At 73.5% G+C, this 17,295-nt stretch carries 14 protein-coding genes; 12 read left to right on the forward strand and 2 right to left on the reverse strand.

All coding sequences use genetic code 11. From position 1 onward, the window contains the following. The first annotated feature begins 255 nt into the window (after nt 1-255). Together HNR61_RS18135 and HNR61_RS18140 are read left to right on the forward strand one after the other, a co-directional pair. Nucleotides 256-1,653, forward strand: a complete 1,398-nt coding sequence (locus HNR61_RS18135) for a family 43 glycosylhydrolase (protein WP_220509464.1) — start codon at nt 256-258, stop codon at nt 1,651-1,653. Between the two features lie 11 nt (nt 1,654-1,664). Beyond that, on the forward strand, nt 1,665-3,134 hold the full coding sequence (locus HNR61_RS18140) for a family 43 glycosylhydrolase (protein WP_182844316.1): 1,470 nt from the start codon (nt 1,665-1,667) through the stop codon (nt 3,132-3,134). 36 nt (nt 3,135-3,170) lie between these two features. Here the strand turns inward: HNR61_RS18140 and HNR61_RS18145 are convergent, their stop codons facing one another. After that, entirely contained in the window at nt 3,171-3,539 is a 369-nt protein-coding gene (locus HNR61_RS18145; protein ID WP_182844317.1) for a hypothetical protein, read from the reverse strand. 364 nt (nt 3,540-3,903) lie between these two features. Here HNR61_RS18145 and xylB point away from each other — a divergent pair, with 364 nt between their 5' ends. Together xylB and xylA are read left to right on the forward strand one after the other, a co-directional pair. Continuing rightward, on the forward strand, nt 3,904-5,283 hold the full coding sequence (gene xylB / locus HNR61_RS18150; RefSeq protein WP_182844318.1) for a xylulokinase: 1,380 nt from the start codon (nt 3,904-3,906) through the stop codon (nt 5,281-5,283). A 10-nt stretch (nt 5,284-5,293) separates the two neighbouring features. After that, entirely contained in the window at nt 5,294-6,457 is a 1,164-nt protein-coding gene (gene xylA, locus HNR61_RS18155; protein ID WP_182844319.1) for a xylose isomerase, read from the forward strand. A gap of 59 nt (nt 6,458-6,516) precedes the next feature. On the opposite strand, the gene HNR61_RS49230 is transcribed toward xylA, so the two are convergent. Next, the gene (locus tag HNR61_RS49230) at nt 6,517-6,651 is read right to left on the reverse strand and encodes a hypothetical protein (protein WP_281400486.1); all 135 of its coding nucleotides are present in this window, start codon (nt 6,649-6,651) and stop codon (nt 6,517-6,519) included. Between the two features lie 62 nt (nt 6,652-6,713). On the opposite strand from HNR61_RS49230, the gene HNR61_RS18160 reads away from it, so the two are divergent. The 8 genes from HNR61_RS18160 to HNR61_RS18195 all read left to right on the forward strand — a co-directional run bounded on the left by HNR61_RS18160 (nt 6,714) and on the right by HNR61_RS18195 (nt 17,183). Further along, nucleotides 6,714-8,048: a protein kinase domain-containing protein gene (locus tag HNR61_RS18160; RefSeq protein WP_182844320.1), complete on the forward strand. Its 1,335-nt coding sequence runs from the start codon at nt 6,714-6,716 to the stop codon at nt 8,046-8,048. Between the two features lie 190 nt (nt 8,049-8,238). Continuing rightward, nucleotides 8,239-9,522 (forward strand): ABC transporter substrate-binding protein, encoded by a 1,284-nt coding sequence (locus HNR61_RS18165; RefSeq protein WP_182844321.1) that lies wholly within the window; start codon nt 8,239-8,241, stop codon nt 9,520-9,522. Then, nucleotides 9,519-10,439: a carbohydrate ABC transporter permease gene (locus HNR61_RS18170; RefSeq protein WP_312897953.1), complete on the forward strand. Its 921-nt coding sequence runs from the start codon at nt 9,519-9,521 to the stop codon at nt 10,437-10,439. The genes HNR61_RS18165 and HNR61_RS18170 overlap by 4 nt, the downstream gene beginning before the upstream one ends. Further along, nucleotides 10,436-11,335: a carbohydrate ABC transporter permease gene (locus HNR61_RS18175; RefSeq protein WP_312897954.1), complete on the forward strand. Its 900-nt coding sequence runs from the start codon at nt 10,436-10,438 to the stop codon at nt 11,333-11,335. Before HNR61_RS18170 ends, HNR61_RS18175 begins: the two co-directional genes overlap by 4 nt. Beyond that, the gene (yicI, locus tag HNR61_RS18180; RefSeq protein ID WP_182844322.1) at nt 11,335-13,593 is read left to right on the forward strand and encodes an alpha-xylosidase; all 2,259 of its coding nucleotides are present in this window, start codon (nt 11,335-11,337) and stop codon (nt 13,591-13,593) included. Before HNR61_RS18175 ends, yicI begins: the two co-directional genes overlap by 1 nt. Further along, nucleotides 13,590-14,972, forward strand: coding sequence for a GH1 family beta-glucosidase (locus HNR61_RS18185; RefSeq protein WP_182844323.1), 1,383 nt, complete (start codon nt 13,590-13,592; stop codon nt 14,970-14,972). The genes yicI and HNR61_RS18185 overlap by 4 nt, the downstream gene beginning before the upstream one ends. Continuing rightward, nucleotides 14,969-16,189, forward strand: a complete 1,221-nt coding sequence (locus HNR61_RS18190) for an MFS transporter (protein WP_182844324.1) — start codon at nt 14,969-14,971, stop codon at nt 16,187-16,189. Before HNR61_RS18185 ends, HNR61_RS18190 begins: the two co-directional genes overlap by 4 nt. Next, on the forward strand, nt 16,173-17,183 hold the full coding sequence (locus tag HNR61_RS18195) for a LacI family DNA-binding transcriptional regulator (RefSeq protein ID WP_182844325.1): 1,011 nt from the start codon (nt 16,173-16,175) through the stop codon (nt 17,181-17,183). Before HNR61_RS18190 ends, HNR61_RS18195 begins: the two co-directional genes overlap by 17 nt. Nucleotides 17,184-17,295 lie beyond the last annotated feature (112 nt).

Here is a 17,295-nt window from a genome sequence, read left to right on the forward strand (position 1 = left end):
CCATAACTCCGAAAGTGGGCGCTGACCTGCACGGATCCGGCGGGCGTGCCGGAGTGGGGCGCGGAATGTTAATCGCTAACATCGAAGCGGCCGGGTTCGGGCATTGACGCCCCCGGAACGGCCTGCTTACAGTCGCGGCGTTCGCTCCCCGCATACCACCCCCGCGCCGAACGCCTGTCGGCCCCTTCCGAGGAGATTTCCATGCCGGGGTACCGCCATGCCCGAACGGCCCTTTCCCTCGCGCTTTCCGGCGCGTTGACGGTCGCTTTCTCCCCTTCGGCTCCCGCCGCCGTCCGCTCCCCTTCTCCCGCCGTTCACTACACCAATCCCATCGCCCCGCAACGCGCCGACGCCCACATCGTCAAACACACCGACGGCCACTACTACCTCACCGCCACCGTGCCCGAGTACGACCGCATCGTGATCCGGCGTTCCCCCACGTTGCAGGGGCTGTCCACGGCCCCGGAGAAGGTCGTCTGGACCAAGCACGCCACCGGCGAGATGGGCGCGCACATCTGGGCCCCGGAAATCCACTTCCTCGACGGCCGCTGGTACGTCTACTTCGCCGCCGGGAGCACCGACGACATCTGGCGCATCCGGATGTACGTGCTCGAAAGCTCCGGTCCGGACCCGTTCTCCTCGACCTGGACGGAGAAGGGCCGGATCCGCACGCCGCACGATTCGTTCTCCCTCGACGCGACCACTTTCACGCATGGTGGAAAGCGCTATCTCGCATGGGCGCAGAAACCCCCGGGAAGCGACGTCAATTCCGGGATCTACCTCGCCCGGCTGCGGAACCCGTGGACGATCGAGGGCGACCCGGTCCTGCTGGCCACCCCCACCCACGACTGGGAGACGCGCGGCTTCAAGGTCAACGAGGGCCCGGCGTTCCTCGTCCGCGGCGGCCGGATGTTCCTGACGTTCTCGGCCAGCGCCACCGACGCCAACTACTGCCTGGGCCTGCTCACCGCGCCCGCGACCGCCGACCCGCTGGACCCCGCCGCCTGGCGCAAGACGCCGACCCCCGTGTTCACCAGCAACGACGCCACCCGCCAGTACGGGCCGGGGCACAACTCGTTCACCGTCTCCGAGGACGGCCGCAGCGACGTGCTGGTCTACCACGACCGCTGGTACCGGGACATCCAGGGCGACCCGCTCAACGACCCCAACCGCCGCACCCGCGTGCAGAAGCTGTACTGGAACGCCGACGGCACCCCGAACTTCGGCGTCCCCGTCCCCGACGGCCCCACCCCGTACCGGCTGGCGGCCGTCAACCGGCCCGGCCACGTCGTCCGGCACCGCGACGGCCGCGCCGTCCTGGAACGCGACGTCACCGCGCTCGCCACCTCCCAGTTCCGCGTCGTCCCCGGCCTGGCGGGCTCGGGCACGGTCTCCCTGGAGTCGATCGACCGCCCCGGCCACTACCTGCGCCACCGCGGCTTCGAGGTCTGGCTGGACCGGAGCGACGGCTCGTCGCTCTTCGGGGCCGACGCCTCCTTCCGGCGCCGCCCGGGGCTGACGTCCGCGTCCGCGGCCTCCTTCGAGTCCGTCAACCACCCCGGCCGCTACCTGCGCCACCGGGACTTCGCGCTCCGGCTGGACCCGGCCGACTCCCCGCGGGCCCGCGCCGACGCCACGTTCGACCTCCAGTGAGGAGCCGCCCGATGAGCCGGTCCCGTCCCCTGGTCCTGCTGCTGGTCCTGCTGGCCGCGCTGCTGCCCGCCGCCCCCGCGTCGGCGGCGCCGGGCGCGCCGTTCACCAACCCGCTCAAGCACGTCAAGGGCGCCGACCCCTGGATCGTGCACCACGACGGCGATTACCACCTGATCGCGACCTCGTTCACCGGTGAGCTCCAGATGCGCAGGTCGCCCACGCTCGCCGGGCTGGCCACCGCGCCGAGCGTCCGCGTGTGGTCCGACGCCACGCCCTCGCGCGGCACCAACATGTGGGCCCCGGAGCTGCACTCCTTCGACGGCCGCTGGTACCTGTACTACTCGGCCGGCGCGGTCGGCGAGCCGTGCTGCGACTCCCAGCGCACCCACGTGCTGGAGAGCGTCGGCTCCGACCCGATGGGCCCCTACCGCTACAAGAGCATGCTGACCGGCCGCGAGCTGGGCGTGAACGGCTGGCTGATCGACGCGAGCGTGCTGCGGCTGAACGGCCGCATCTACCTGCTGGGCAGCTCGTTCATCAACGGCGGCCCGCAGAGCCTGGTCATCGCGCCGATGTCCGACCCCTACACCGTCAGCGGCCCGTTCCGCCTGCTGTCGAGCCCCACCCACGACTGGGAGAAGCAGGGCGGCGTCGTGAACGAGGGCCCCGAGGTGCTGCAACGCGGCGGCCGCACGTTCCTCTTCTACTCCGCCAGCGCCTGCTGGGGCCCCGACTACAAGCTCGGCCGCCTCACCTACACCGGTGGCGACCCGCTGAACGCGTCCTCCTGGCGCAAGGAGCCGAACCCGGTCTTCCAACGCAACGACGCGGCGGGCGTCTACGGCCCCGGCCACAACGGGTTCTTCACCTCGCCCGACGGCACCGAGGACTGGATCGTCTACCACGCCAACGACGCGGCGTCCGACGGCTGCGACAACGGCCGCACCACCCGCGCCCAGAAGGTCACCTGGCGCGCCGACGGCACCCCCGACCTCGGCACGCCGGTCGCGCTCGGCACCCGCCTGCCCGGCCCGTCCGGCGAGACCGCCGCCACCCCCACCGCCCACACCCTCACCAACCGCAACAGCGGCAAGTGCCTGGACGTGGTCGGCGGCACGGGCGACGGCGCCGACGTCGTGCAGGCGACCTGCACCGGCGCCGCCACCCAGCGCTGGCGCTTCACCGACCTCGGCGACGACACCAGCCGCCTCACCAACGTCGGCACCGGCCGGGTCCTCGACGTGGCGGACTGCGGCACCGCCGACGGAACGAACGTCCGCCAGTGGTCCTGGCTGAACAACGCCTGCCAGCGCTTCCGCCCGGAGGTCGGCGACCAGGGAGGCTGGGTGCGGCTGGCCAACCCGCACAGCGGCAAGGTCCTGGACGTCGCGGACTGCGGCACCGCCGACCGCGCCGACGTGCGCCTGTGGTCCTGGCTGAACAACCCCTGCCAGCAGTGGCGCCCGAACCCCGTCGCCTGATCCGGCCGGTCCACGGGCAGGCGGTCGTGGAACCGGTCACGGTCCGGTGGCGGCATGCCGGGCGGCTCCCGGGCGGCCGCTCGGACGCGGGGGAGCCGGGTAGCCCTTGAGGGCGATGGCGGCGGCGGCCCTGGTGCGAAGCCTGTCCAGCAGGACCGGCATCGGGCCCTTGGCGAGCGCCCTGCGGGTCAGGGCGCGGCGGCGGACGTTGGTGGGCGCGAAGAACGCCCCGGTCTCCCCGGCGATCCGTCGGCACGCCCTGGCGAGCTTCGCGACCTGCCGCCCCGGCCCGGGGCGTCGCGTTCCCGCCCCCTGGGACGGGGAGCGGCACATGACCGACCGGCCCCGCGTCACGCCGCCGCCCGCGGAACGCAGCGCCGAACAGCGGCGGCCCGTGGAAGCCACCGGAACGGAGATTTCGCCACGCTGGTGCGCCACCCGAGATCGCCCGCGGTGTCGGCCTGCCCGAGGACGTCATCGGCGCGTTGTGACCGACGACCCCCGCGGCCTCGACCGCGGGACCGCCGTCATGGCCGCTGCCGCGGACCGGCTGGGCGCGCACCTCGATCCCGATGACCGGACCTGGACGGCCCTTCGGGAACGCTTCGGCATCCGGGAGATGATCGGGCTGTGCATGCTGGTGGGTGACCACGCCATGATCGCCGGTGTGGTGAGGCGCCGCCCCGGGCCTGATCTGGGCGGTCGGCCGTTGTGCGGTGGGTCACGCCGGGCTAGAGTGCGCGTCGAAGCGCTTCGACGAGGGAGGGACATGCTGGTCGCCGGGATCGACTCCTCGACGCAGTCCGTCAAGGTCGTGCTGTGCCGGGCCGAGGACGGGACGGTGGTCGCCGAGGCGTCCGCGCCCCACCCCGACGGCACCGAGTGCGCCCCCGCGCACTGGTGGGACGCCCTCGGTCAGCTCCGCGAGCTGCTGGAACGCGCCGACGCCGTGGCCGTCGCCGCCCAGCAGCACGGCATGGTCGCCCTGGACGAGGCGGGCGAGCCGGTCCGCCCGGCGCTGCTGTGGAACGACGTGCGCTCCGCCCCGCAGGCCCGCGCGCTCGTCGCCGGGCTCGGCGGGCCGAAGACCTGGGCGGAGCGGACCGGCAGCGTGCCGGTGGCGTCGTTCACCGTCACCAAGCTGCGGTGGATGGCCGAGCACGAGCCGGAGAACGCCCGCCGTACCGCCGCCGTGCTGCTCCCGCACGACTGGCTCACCTGGAGACTCGGCGCCGACGGGTACGTCACCGACCGGGGCGACGCCTCCGGTACCGGCTACTGGTCGCCCGCCGAGGGCCGCTACCTGCCCGACCTGCTGGAGGCCGCGCTCGGCCACGCCGCCGAGACGCCCCGCGTGGCCGCGCCCGGCGCGGCGGTGGGCGAGACCCCCTGGGGCGCGCCGATCGCGCCGGGCACCGGCGACAACATGGGCGCGGCGCTCGGCCTCGGGCTGCGCGAGGGCGACGTGGTGGTGTCGATCGGCACCTCCGGGACGGCGTTCGCGGTGGCGGACACGCCCGCCGCCGACCCGACCGGGGCCGTCGCCGGGTTCGCCGACGCGACCGGGCGGTTCCTGCCGCTGGTGTGCACGCTGAACGCGGCCCGGATCCTCACCTCGACGGCCCGCATGATCGGCGCGGACCTGGCGGAGCTGTCCCGGCTCGCGCTCGCCGCCGGGCCGGGCGCGGGCGGGCTGACGTTCCTGCCCTACCTGGACGGCGAGCGCACCCCCGACCGCCCCGACGCCACCGGCGTGCTGGCGGGCATGACCACCGCCAACACCGACCGCGAGAACCTGGCGCGCGCCGCCGTGGAGGCGCTGCTGTGCTCGCTCGCCGACGCGGTGGACCATCTGGCCGCCCACGGCGCGCGCCCGCGCCGCACCCTGCTGATCGGCGGCGGCGCGCGGTCGGCGGCGGTCCGCGCGCTCGCCCCCGACGTCTTCGGCACGCCCGTCACCGTCCCCGAACCCGCCGAGTACGTGGCGCTCGGCGCGGCCCGCCAGGCCGCCTGGGCCCTGGCCGGAACGCCCGAGCCGCCCGCCTGGCCCGCCCCGCCCGCCACCGACCACGAGCCCGACCCCGGCATGGCCGACGCCGCCCGCGGGGTACGGGCCCGGTACGCCGAACTGCGCGACAAGCGCGTCTGAGGAGGAACCCATGAGCGACGACCGCTTCACCCCCCGGCCCGAGGACCGGTTCTCGTTCGGGATCTGGACGGTCGGATGGCAGGGCGTCGACGTGTTCGGGCCCGGCACCCGCCCGCCGATGCCCGCCGAACGCGCCGTCCGCGAGCTGGCCGAGCTGGGCGCCTACGGCGTCAACTTCCACGACAACGACGTGTTCGACTTCGACGCCACCCCGGCCGAGCGGGACGAGCGCGTGGGCGCGTTCCGCAAGGCGCTGGAGGAGACCGGCCTGGTGGTGACGACCGCGACCACCAACCTGTTCTCCCACCCGGTCTTCAAGGACGGCGCGTTCACCAGCAACGACCGCGACGTCCGCCGCTTCGCGCTGCGCAAGACCATGGACAACATCGACCTGGCCGCCGAGCTGGGCGCGCGGGTGTACGTGGCGTGGGGCGGCCGGGAGGGCGCCGAGTCGGGCGCGGCCAAGGACGTCCGTACCGCGTTGGACCGTTACAAGGAGGCGTTCGACGTCCTCGGCTCCTACGTCCTGGACCGGGGCTACGACCTGCGCTTCGCCATCGAGCCCAAGCCGAACGAGCCGCGCGGCGACATCCTGCTGCCCACCGTCGGCCACGCCCTGGCGTTCATCGAGGAGCTGGAGCACCCCGAGCTGGTCGGCGTGAACCCCGAGGTCGGCCACGAGGAGATGGCCGGGCTCAACTACGCGCACGGCCTCGCCCAGGCGCTGTGGCACGGCAAGCTGTACCACATCGACCTCAACGGCCAGCACGGTCCCCGCTACGACCAGGACCTGCGGTTCGGCGCGGGCAACGCGCGCGGCGCGTTCTGGGTCGTGGACCTGGTCGACGGCAGCGACTACGACGGCCCGATCCACTTCGACTACAAGCCGCCGCGGACCGAGGACGACGCCGGCGTCTGGGAGTCGGCGCGGGCCTGCATGCGCAACTGGCTGATCCTGCGGGAGAAGGTCCGCGCCTTCCGCGCCGACCCCGAGGTCCAGGAGGCGCTGCGGGCCGCCCGCGTGGACGAGCTGGCGCAGTCCACCCTCGCCGAGGGCGAGAGCTGGCGCGACGTGCGGGACTTCACCCCCGACATCGACGCGCTGGCGGCGCGCGGGGCGGCGTTCGAACGCCTGGACCAGCTCGCCCTGGAGCACCTCTACGGCGTCCGCTGAGGGGGACGGCACCGCCGCCGGGGCTCCCATGCTTTCTCCGGCGGCGGTGACGACCCGGTCTACCGGTAGGCGACGCCGGAGGCGCCGAGGACCACGTTCCTCAGCACCGCGCCGTCGGCCGGCTCGAAGACCGGCTTCCGCCCCTCGAAGAACCGGTGGAACTCGGCGTGCGACGCCTCGTCCTCAGGGCTCACCGGCCACGCTCCCCTTCCCCGCGGCCGCACCGGAGCGGCGGCGGGTCTGCCACACTGCCCGCATGAGCGCTCCTCCCGAGCCGGAGCCGGGGACCGTGCTCGACGGGCGTTACCGGCTGGACGAGATCCTGGACAACGGCGGCATGGCCACCGTGTGGCGCGCCGCCGACCTGGTGCTGGAGCGCGCCGTCGCGGTCAAGGTCCCGCGCGGCTCCACCGGCGGGCTGCGGCGGGAGGCCAAGGCCGCCGCCGCGCTCACCCACCCGCACATCACCGCCGTGTACGACTACGGCGAGGCCGTCGTCGCGGACGTGGGACGCGTGCCCTACGTCGTCATGGAACTGCTGCGCGGCGAGACCCTGGCCGCCCGGCTCGCCCGGGGCCCGCTGCCGTGGAGGGAGGCGGCGGCGGTCGGCGCGCGGCTCGCCGACGCGCTGGCGGCGGCGCACGCGGCCGGGGTGGTGCACCGCGACGTCAAACCCGCCAACGTGTTCCTCACCCCCGGCGGCGTCAAGGTCCTGGACTTCGGCATCGCCTTCACCCGGCGCGGCCCCGAGAGCGGACCGGTGTGGGGGACCCCCGCCTACGTCGCGCCCGAGGCGGTGGAGGGGGCCGAGCCCGCGCCGTCGGCCGACGTGTACTCGCTCGGCGTGGTGCTGCGGGAGGCCCTGACCGACCCGGACGCGCCCGGGGAGCTCCTCGCGCTGTGCGACCGCTGCACCGACCGGCGGCCCGCGACCCGCCCCGACGCGGTCCGGGTCGCGGAGGCGCTGGGGCGCGCGGCGGGCGTTCCGGTCGGCGTCGCGGCCGTCCACCAGCCGTCCGCGCCCGGCCCGGGAGGGGCGGCCCCGCCCCGGAACCTGACCCGGATCCTGCTGGAGGACCCCGCCCGCGAGTCCGGCCGCCGCCGCGCGTGGCTGGTCGCCGGGGCCTTCGTCGCCGGGGCCGCGCTGCTGGCCGCGTTGCTGCTGTGGCGGGCCGCCGACCCGCCCCGACGTCCGGCCGCCGCGCCCACCGCGCCCACCGCGCCCACCGCGCCCACCGCGTCCGCCACGTCCACCGCCCCGTCCCCTCCGCCGGGGGAGTGCCTGGTCGAGTACCGCGTCACCAACCGGTGGCCGGACGGCTTCCAGGCCGAGGTCGCCGTCGTCAACCTCGGCGACGCGCCGGTCGACGGCTGGCGGCTGTCGTGGGAGTTCGGCCGGGGCGAGCAGATCACCCAGTTGTGGGAGGGCGCCCACCGGCAGCGGGGGCGGGCGGTGACGGTGGACGCGCCCGGGTACGACCCGCGCATCCCGCCCGGCGACGCGGCGCGGTTCGGGTTCCTCGGCCGGGGCGAGGCCGCCGACCGGCCGGAGGCGTTCACGCTCAACGGGAGCGGCTGCCGCGCCGGGTGATCGGGCCGATCGCCGGGCCCACCAGGCCCTTGATCATGCGGGATCGCTCCCACCGTTTTTCGGTCGCCCTATTGTGTCGCCCGTCACGCAGCATTAACATCCCGGTCAATCGAAGCGCTTCGACACGGCGCCTCGACAGGTCCGACCGGCCGAGATGTCAGGCGGGTCCGGTACCCACCCCGGAGGAAAAATGATCAGAGCACGGAGGGGCGCGGCACTGCTGGCCGCCCTCGCCACGGCGTCGCTGACCCTGTCCGCCTGCGGCGGCGACGACGGCGGGGCCGCCGGCAGGGAACTGCGGCTGTGGCACTACGAGGCCCCCGACAGCGCCATGGGCGTGGCGTGGAACCAGGCGATCGAGGAGTTCAAGTCGACCCACCCGGGCGTGAAGGTCACGTTCGAGGAGAAGGGCTTCGAGCAGATCCAGAAGACCGCCCAGATGGTGCTCAACTCCAAGGACGCCCCCGACGTCATGGAGTACAACAAGGGCAACGCCACCACCGGCCTGCTGTCCAGGCAGGGGCTGCTGGAGGACCTCACCCCCGAGGTCACCAAGCGCGGCTGGGACAAGATGATCGCGCCGGGCGTGCAGGTCACCGCCAAGTACGACGCCAAGGGCACGATGGGCGGCGACAAGTGGTTCGGCGTCCCCAACTACGCCGAGTACCTGCAGGTCTACTACAACAAGGACCTGTTCGAGAAGCACGGGGTGAAGGTCCCGACGACCTACGACGAGCTGGTCTCGGCGATGGACGCGTTCGTCGGCAAGGGCGTCACGCCGTTCACCAACGCGGGCTCCGAGTACATGGCGCACCAGTTCGTCTACCAGCTCGCCCTGGACAAGGCCGACCGCCCCTGGGTGGACGCCTACCAGCGCTACACCACCAAGGCCAATCTCACCGACCAGGCGTGGACGGCGGGCGCCACGACGTTCGCCGACTGGGTGCGGAAGGGCTACGTCGCCAAGAACTCGGTCGGGCTGAAGGCCGAGGACGCGGGCGTGGCGTTCATCAGCGGCAAGTTCCCGATGATGTTCTCCGGTAGCTGGTGGTTCGGGCGCGTGGCCAAGAACGCCAAGTTCCAGTGGGAGACCGCGCCGTGGCCGGGCGCCAAGCTCACCCTCGGCTCCGGCGGCAACCACTGGGTCGTGCCCAAGGGCTCCAAGAACAAGCAGCTCGCCTACGACTTCATCGACATCACGATGAAGAAGAAGGCCCAGAACGCCCTGGGCAACGGGGGCGGCGTCCCCGTCGCCGCCGACGCCTCGGCCGTCACCGACGCCAAGGCCAAGAAGCTCATCTCCGACTTCGACGCCCTCGCCAAGAGCGACGGGCTGGCCTACTACCCCGACTGGCCGGTGCCGGGCCTCTACGACAAGTGGGTGGCCGCCGGACAGAAGCTGATGAACGGCACCGCCCCCGCCGAGGTCCTCGGCGGCCTCCAGAAGGACTACGACGGCGGCGCGCCCAAGTGAGCACGGACGACCTCCGCAGGACGGCGGCCCGGGACCGGCTGGGCTACCTGCCCTACCTGGTCCCGGGGCTGCTGCTGTTCACCGGCGTGATCGGCGTGCCGTTCCTGATGAACGTCGGCACCAGCCTCACCCGCTGGTCCGGGGTCGGCACGCCGGAGTGGATCGGCCTCGGCAACTACCGGAAGCTGGCCGGGGACGGCGAGTTCTGGGCGTCCTTCGGGCACAACGCGCTGGTCATCGTGGGCATGGCGCTCGTGCCGACCGCGATCGGGCTGGTGCTGGCCGCCCTGCTCACCGACCTGATCGACCGGCACTTCGGCCCGCGCGTCGCCAGCGTGCTGCGCGCCTGCCTGTACCTGCCGCAGGTGCTGCCGATCGTGATCGCGGGCGTGGTGTGGAGCTGGCTGCTGGCCCCCGAGAACGGCGCGGTCAACGAGCTGCTGACGGCCGTCGGCCTGGACTCGCTGGCCCACGACTGGCTGGGCGACCCCGCGACCGCGCTGTGGAGCGTGCTGGCGGTCATGGTCTGGATCCAGATCGGCTTCCCGCTGGTGGTGTTCATGTCCGGCCTCCAGCGCGTGGAGCCCTCGCTGTACGAGGCCGCCGAGATCGACGGGGCGTCGTGGTTCCGCCGGTTCTGGCACGTGACCATCCCGCAGATCCGCCCGGAGATCTTCGTGGTGCTGCTGTGGACGACGATCGCGGCGCTGAAGGCGTTCGCCCCGATCTACGTGCTCACCAAGGGCGGCCCCGGAGGCGCGACCAACGTGCCGTCCTACTACTCGTACCAGAACTTCTTCGACAAGACCGAGGTCGGCTACGGCTCGGCGGTCGCGACCGTGCTCACCCTGATCATCATCGCGCTGACGATCGTCTTCCTCCGCGTGCAGGCCCGTGACCAGGGGGAGGAGCGGTGACCGTGACACTGACCGACAAGCAGGCCAAGAGCCCGGCCCGGCGTACCGCGCGCACCCGCGACCGCCGTCGCCGCCGCCGCGGCCCGGCCGCCTACGCCGTGCTGCTCGCGCTGGCCGCGCTGGCCGGGATCGTGCTGATCCCGTTCGTCGTGGTCGTCCTCAACGCGCTCAAGACGCCCGCCGAGTACTCCGAGAAGGGCCCGCTGGCGATCCCCGACAGCCCCAGCTTCGAGGCGCTCGGCCAGTTCTGGGACCGCGTCGGCTTCGGCGGCGTCCTGGTCAACAGCTTCCTGATCAGCGGCTCGGTCGCGGTCCTCGCGGTCCTGCTGTCGGTGCTGAACGCCTACGCCCTCGGCATCGGCCGCATCCGGGGCCGCACCTCGATCCTGGTCCTGCTGCTGATGGCCAACACGCTGCCGCAGGAGGCCCTGGTCTACCCGCTGTACTACCTGGCCAAGCAGGTCGGGCTGTACGACACCCGGCTCGCGGTCGTCATCGTGTTCACCGTCATCCAGAGCGCGTTCGGCACCTACCTGCTGTCGTCGGTGCTGAGCACCTTCCCCCGCCCGCTGCTGGAGGCCGCCCGCATCGACGGCGCGTCCCGCTGGCAGATCCTGTGGCGGGTCGTCTTCCCGATGCTGCGGCCGACGATGTCGGTGCTGATGGTGTTCTTCTTCATCTGGACCTGGAACGAGTTCCTGATCCCGCTCGTGTTCCTGGTCTCCAACGACAACCAGACGGTCTCGGTCGCGCTCGGCGTGCTCCAGGGCCAGCGCCTCATGGACGCCACCATGTCCAGCGCCGCCGCGCTGCTCGGCCTGATCCCGACCGTCCTGTTCTTCCTGATCTTCCAGCGCACCCTGTCGCGCGGATTGACTGCGGGGGCAATCAAATAATGAAGTTCACCGACGGCTACTGGCTGATGCGCGAGGGGGTGCACGCCCAGTATCCCGTGCACGTCCTGGACGTCGCCGAGGACGGGCCCGGCACGCTCACCGTGCAGGCGCCCGTGCAGCGCGTCCGCCACCGGGGCGATCTGCTCAAGGGCCCGGTCGTCACCGTCCGGCTCAGCTCGCCCATGCCCGGCGTCATCGGGGTGTCGATCACGCATTTCGCGGGGGAGGAGCCGCGGCGGCCCGAGTTCCGGCTGTGCCACGACGCCGCCGACGTGGCGGTCGAGGTCACCGACGAGGCCGCGACGCTCACCTCCGGGACGCTCACCGCGCGGATCACCCGTGACCCGTGGGCGCTGGAGTTCCTCGCCGACGGGCGGCGGCTGACCGGCAGCGGCGCCAAGGCGATGGCGATCGTCGACACCGGCGACGGGCGTCACTACGTCCGCGAGCAGCTCGACCTCGGCGTGGACCACCACGTCTACGGGCTGGGCGAGCGGTTCGGGCCGCTGGTGAAGAACGGCCAGTCGGTGGACATCTGGAACGCCGACGGCGGTACCGCCAGCGAGCAGGCCTACAAGAACGTCCCGTTCTACCTGACGGACGCGGGCTACGGCGTGTTCGTCAACCACCCCGGGCGCGTCTCGTTCGAGGTCGGCTCCGAGGCGGTGGCGCGCACGCAGTTCAGCGTCGAGGGCCAGTCGATGGAGTACTTCGTCGTCCACGGCCCGACGCCCAAGGAGATCCTGCGCCGCTACACCGCGCTGACCGGCCGTCCGGCGCGGCTGCCGGACTGGTCCTACGGGCTGTGGCTGTCGACGTCGTTCACCACCGACTACGACGAGGCGACCGTCACCTCGTTCATCGACGGGATGGCCGAGCGCGACCTGCCGCTCAGCGTGTTCCACTTCGACTGCTTCTGGATGCGCGAGTTCCAGTGGTGCGACTTCGAGTGGGATCCGCGCGTGTTCCCCGACCCGGAGGGGATGCTGCGCCGCCTCAAGGAGCGCGGGCTGCGGATCTGCGTGTGGATCAACCCCTACATCGGGCAGCGGTCCCCGCTGTTCGAGGAGGGCAGGGCCAGGGGGTACCTGCTGCGGCGTCCCGACGGCGACGTGTGGCAGTGGGACCTGTGGCAGCCCGGCTGCGCGGTGGTCGACTTCACCAACCCCGAGGCCCGCGAGTGGTACGCCGCCAAGCTGGAGGCGCTGCTCGACATGGGCGTGGACTGCTTCAAGACCGACTTCGGCGAGCGCATCCCCACCGACGTCGTCTACCACGACGGCTCCGACCCCGAGCGCGCCCACAACTACTACACCCAGATCTACAACCAGACCGTCTTCGAGCTGCTGCGCAAGAAGCGCGGTGAGGGCGAGGCGGTGGTGTTCGCGCGGTCGGCCACGGCGGGCGGCCAGCAGTACCCGGTCCACTGGGGCGGCGACTGCGAGTCCACGTTCGAGGCGATGGGGGAGAGCCTGCGCGGCGGCCTGTCGCTCGGGATGTCGGGGTTCGGGTACTGGAGCCACGACATCGGCGGCTTCGAGGGCACCCCGGACGCGGGCCTGTTCAAGCGGTGGATCGCGTTCGGGCTGCTGTCGTCGCACAGCCGCCTGCACGGCAGCCACTCCTACCGGGTGCCGTGGGCGTTCGACGAGGAGTCGGTGGAGGTCCTGCGGCGCTTCACCAGGCTGAAGATGCGGCTGATGCCGTACCTGGCCGGGGCCGCGCGGCAGGCGTACGACGGCGGCGTGCCGATGATGCGGGCGATGGTCGTGGAGTTCCCCGGCGATCCGGCCTGCACGCACCTGGAACGCCAGTACATGCTGGGCGACGACCTGCTGGTGGCGCCGGTGTTCTCCGCCGACGGCGAGGTGTCCTACTACGTGCCCGAGGGCGTGTGGACGCACTACCTGACCGGCGAGCGGGTGACCGGCGGCCGCTGGGTCCGCGAACGCCACGGCTACGGCAGCGTCCCCCTGCTGGTGCGGCCCGGCGCGGTGATCCCCGAGGGCGCGGTGGAGGACCGGCCCGACTACGACCACGCCGACGGCGTCACCCTGCGCCTGTACGAGATCCCCGACGGCGCGCACGTCGTGACCGAGATCCCCGGCACCGGGGCCTCGTTCACCACGACCCGCGAGGGCGCGACGGTCCGCGTCACCGCCGCCCACGACGGGACCTGGAGCGCGGCGCTGCCGGGCCGCGACCCGGTCCGCGCCACCGGCCGCGAGGTCGTCCTGACCCTGGAGGAGGAACGGTGAACGGCTTCCCTGACGACTTCCTGTGGGGCGCGGCCACGGCCGCGTACCAGATCGAGGGCGCGGCGGGCGAGGACGGCCGCGCGCCCTCGATCTGGGACACCTTCAGCCGCACCCCCGGCCGCGTCCGCGACGGCGACACCGGCGACGTCGCCTGCGACCACTACCACCGGTGGCGGGAGGACGTGGCGCACCTGGCGGAGCTGGGCGTGAACGCCTACCGCTTCTCGGTCTCCTGGCCGAGGGTGTTCCCCGGCGGCGTCCTCAACCGCGAGGGCGTGGACTTCTACTCCCGCCTGGTGGACGCGCTGCTGGAGCGGGGCATCGCGCCGGTCGCGACCCTCTACCACTGGGACCTGCCCCAGGACGTGGAGGACGCCGGGGGCTGGCCCGCCCGCGACACCGCCTTCCGCTTCGCCGAGTACGCCGAGGCGATCGGCGAGGAACTGGGCGACCGGATCCACACCTGGACCACGCTGAACGAGCCGTGGTGCTCGGCGTTCCTCGGCTACGCCTCCGGCGTCCACGCGCCCGGCCGTTCCGACCCGGCCGCCGCGCTCGCCGCCGCCCACCACCTCAACCTCGCGCACGGCCTGGCCAACGGCGCGCTGCGCGCCGTGGTCGCGCCCACCGCGCGGCACTCGGTCACCCTCAACCTGCACCACCTGCGCGGCGACCCCGAGGCGGTGCGCCGGGTCGACGCGGTCTCCAACCGGGTCTTCCTCGACCCGATGCTCGGCCGCGGCTACCCCGCCGACCTGCTGGCCGACACCGCCGCGATCACCGACTGGGGGTTCGTCCGCGACGGCGACCAGACCGTGATCGCCGCGCCGCTGGACGCGCTCGGCGTCAACTACTACAACCCCACCCTCGCCCGGGACGGGGACGGCTCGCCCGCGCCCGACTCCGACCACGGCCACGCCGACGGCGCGGCGACGCCGTTCGTGGGCTGCGACGACGTGGCGTTCCCCCGGCAGCCCGGCCCGTACACGGAGATGGGCTGGCCGGTCGACGCCACCGGGCTGACCGAGCTGCTGCTGCGGCTGCGCCGCGAGTACCCGGACACGCCCCTGCTGATCACCGAGAACGGGGCGGCGTTCGACGACCGGGTGACCGCCGACGCCTCCGGCGGGCGCCGCGTCCACGACGACCGCCGCGTCGCCTACCTGCGCGACCACATCGAGGCGGTGCGGCTGGCCCGCGAGGCCGGGGCGGACGTGCGCGGCTACTTCGCCTGGTCGCTGCTCGACAACTTCGAATGGTCGCACGGCTATTCCAAGCGCTTCGGCCTGCTGCACGTCGACTACGCCACCGGCGCCCGCACCTGGAAGGACAGCGCCCACTGGTACCGCGCCCACCTGGCGGAGGTGGCGCGACGATGAACCGCGCCACGGCGGCCGTCGGCGCGCTGGCCCTGGCGGCGTTCTGCTTCGGCACCGCCGAGAGCCTGCCGATCGGGCTGCTCGGCCTGATCGCCGAGGGCCTGGACACCGACCCGACGCGCGTCGGGCTGCTGGTGACCGGGTACGGGCTGACGGTCGCCGTGGTGTCGGTCCCGCTGGTGAGGCTGGCCGGGCGGATGCCGCGCCGCACCCTGCTGGTCGGTGTGCTGGCGGCGTTCGCGCTGGCCACCGTCTGGTCGGCGGTCGCCACCGGCTACTGGACGCTGCTGGGCGCGCGGCTGCTGACCGCACTTGCGCACGCGGTGTTCTGGCCGGTGGCGGTGGTGGCCGCCGCCGGGCTGGTCGCGCCCGGACGGCGCGGCCGGGCCGCCGCGTTCGTGTTCGGCGGCGGGTCGCTGGCCGTGGTGCTGGGCGTCCCGGCGGGCACCTGGCTCGGGCAGCAGGCGGGCTGGCGCGCGGCGTTCGCGGTGCTGAGCGTGCTCGGCGCGGTGGCGCTGGCGGCGGTGGTGGCGCTGCTGCGGCCCGGCGCCACCGGGCCCGGGGACGTCGCCTGCGGCACCGAGCCCAGCCGCCGCGGCTACCTGCTGCTGGTGACGGTCACCGCGCTCGGCGTCGGCGGGGTGTTCAGCCTGTTCACCTACGTCACCGACCTGCTGACCCGCGACAGCGGCTACCCCGACGCCGCGCTCGGGCCGCTGCTGGCGCTCAACGGCGCCGCCGACATCGCCGGGCTGGTCTTCGCCGGCGCGGTGGTGGACCGGGGGCCGCGCGCCCTGCTGGGCGGCTCGCTGGCGCTGCTGTCGGCGGCGCTGCTGGGCATGGCGGCGTTCGGGACGGACCCGGTCGCGGCGGCCGTGCTGCTGGCGCTGCTGGGGTTCGGGCTGCCCGGCCTGGCCACCGCCATGCAGGCGCGGGCCATGCAGACCGCGCCCGGCGACACCGCGGTCGCCTCGGCGGGCGCCTCGGCGGCGTTCAACGTCGGCATCGGCGGCGGCGCGCTGGTCGGCGGGCTGGTGCTGCCGGTCGCCGGGGCGCGCGGAGCGGCACTGGCCGGAGGGTTGCTCGCGGTCGCGGCTTCGGCCATGGTGGTCGGCGAGCAGGCGCTCGGGAGACGCGGCGTCGCGGCGCGGCGGGCCGCCGTAGGATCAGGTATCGAATCGGTTCGACAGGGGACGGTCCGTGGTCAAGATCAGTGACGTGGCGCGGCACGCGGGGGTGTCGCCGAGCACGGTCTCCTACGTGCTGAGCGGCAAACGCTCGATCTCGGCGGAGACCCGCGAGCGGGTGCTGGCCAGCATCCGCCAGCTCGGCTACCGGCCGCACGCCGGGGCCCGCGCCCTGGCCAGCAGCCGGTCCAACGTGCTGGCGCTGATGCTGCCGCTGCGCACCGGCATCCACGTCCCGGTGGTGATGCGGTTCGCGACCGCGGTGGTCACCACGGCCCGGTCGTTCGACCACGACGTGCTGCTGCTCACCCAGGAGGAGGGCGAGGAGGGGCTGCGCCGGGTCGCCGACAGCGCCCTGGTGGACGCGCTCATCGTGATGGACGTGCAGCTGGACGACCCCCGGCTGCCGCTGCTGCGGTCGCTGGGCCGTCCCTCGGTGCTGATCGGGTTCCCCGCCGACGCGACCGACCTGACCTGCATCGACCTGGACTTCCGCGCCGCCGCCGAGGCGTGCCTGACGCACCTGGCCGAGCTGGGGCACCGCGACGTCGCGCTGGTCGGCTCGCCCCCGGAGGTCTACGCCCGCCGCACCGGCTTCGCCGAGCGCGTCGCCGAGGGCTTCACCGCGACCGCCGAGCGGCTCGGGCTGGACGCCGGGTTCTACCCGTGCGAGGCCACCGTCGAGGAGGCCCGCGGGCTGGTCGCCCGGCTGCTGGCCGAGCGGCCCGGCCTCACCGGCGTCGTCGTCCACAACGAGCCGATCGCCGAGCCGCTGGTGCGGGCGTTCCAGTCCGCGGGGCGGCGCGTCCCCGGCGACCTGTCGGTGGTCGCGATCTGCCCGGACGAGGTCGCCGAGCAGGCCGAGCCGCCGCTGACGTCGGTGGCGATCCCCGCCGAGGAGGTGGGCCGCCGCGCCGTGGAGCTGCTGATGGGCAAGCTCGACGGCGAGTCCGTGCCCGCCGCCACCCTGCTGCCGCCCGCCCTGACCGCGCGCGCCAGCAGCGCCGCCCCGGCGGCCGACTGAGAGGAGTCCACCGTTCCGGGCCCGCGCGGCCCATCGTCGAAGCGCTTCGACAGGCGGGGCGCTCGACGGCACGAGTTCTCGGGGGAGCAGTTTCCGGCACATTCGAATCGCT

The organism is Actinomadura kijaniata, assembly GCF_014138665.1.
Taxonomy (GTDB): domain Bacteria; phylum Actinomycetota; class Actinomycetes; order Streptosporangiales; family Streptosporangiaceae; genus Spirillospora; species Spirillospora kijaniata.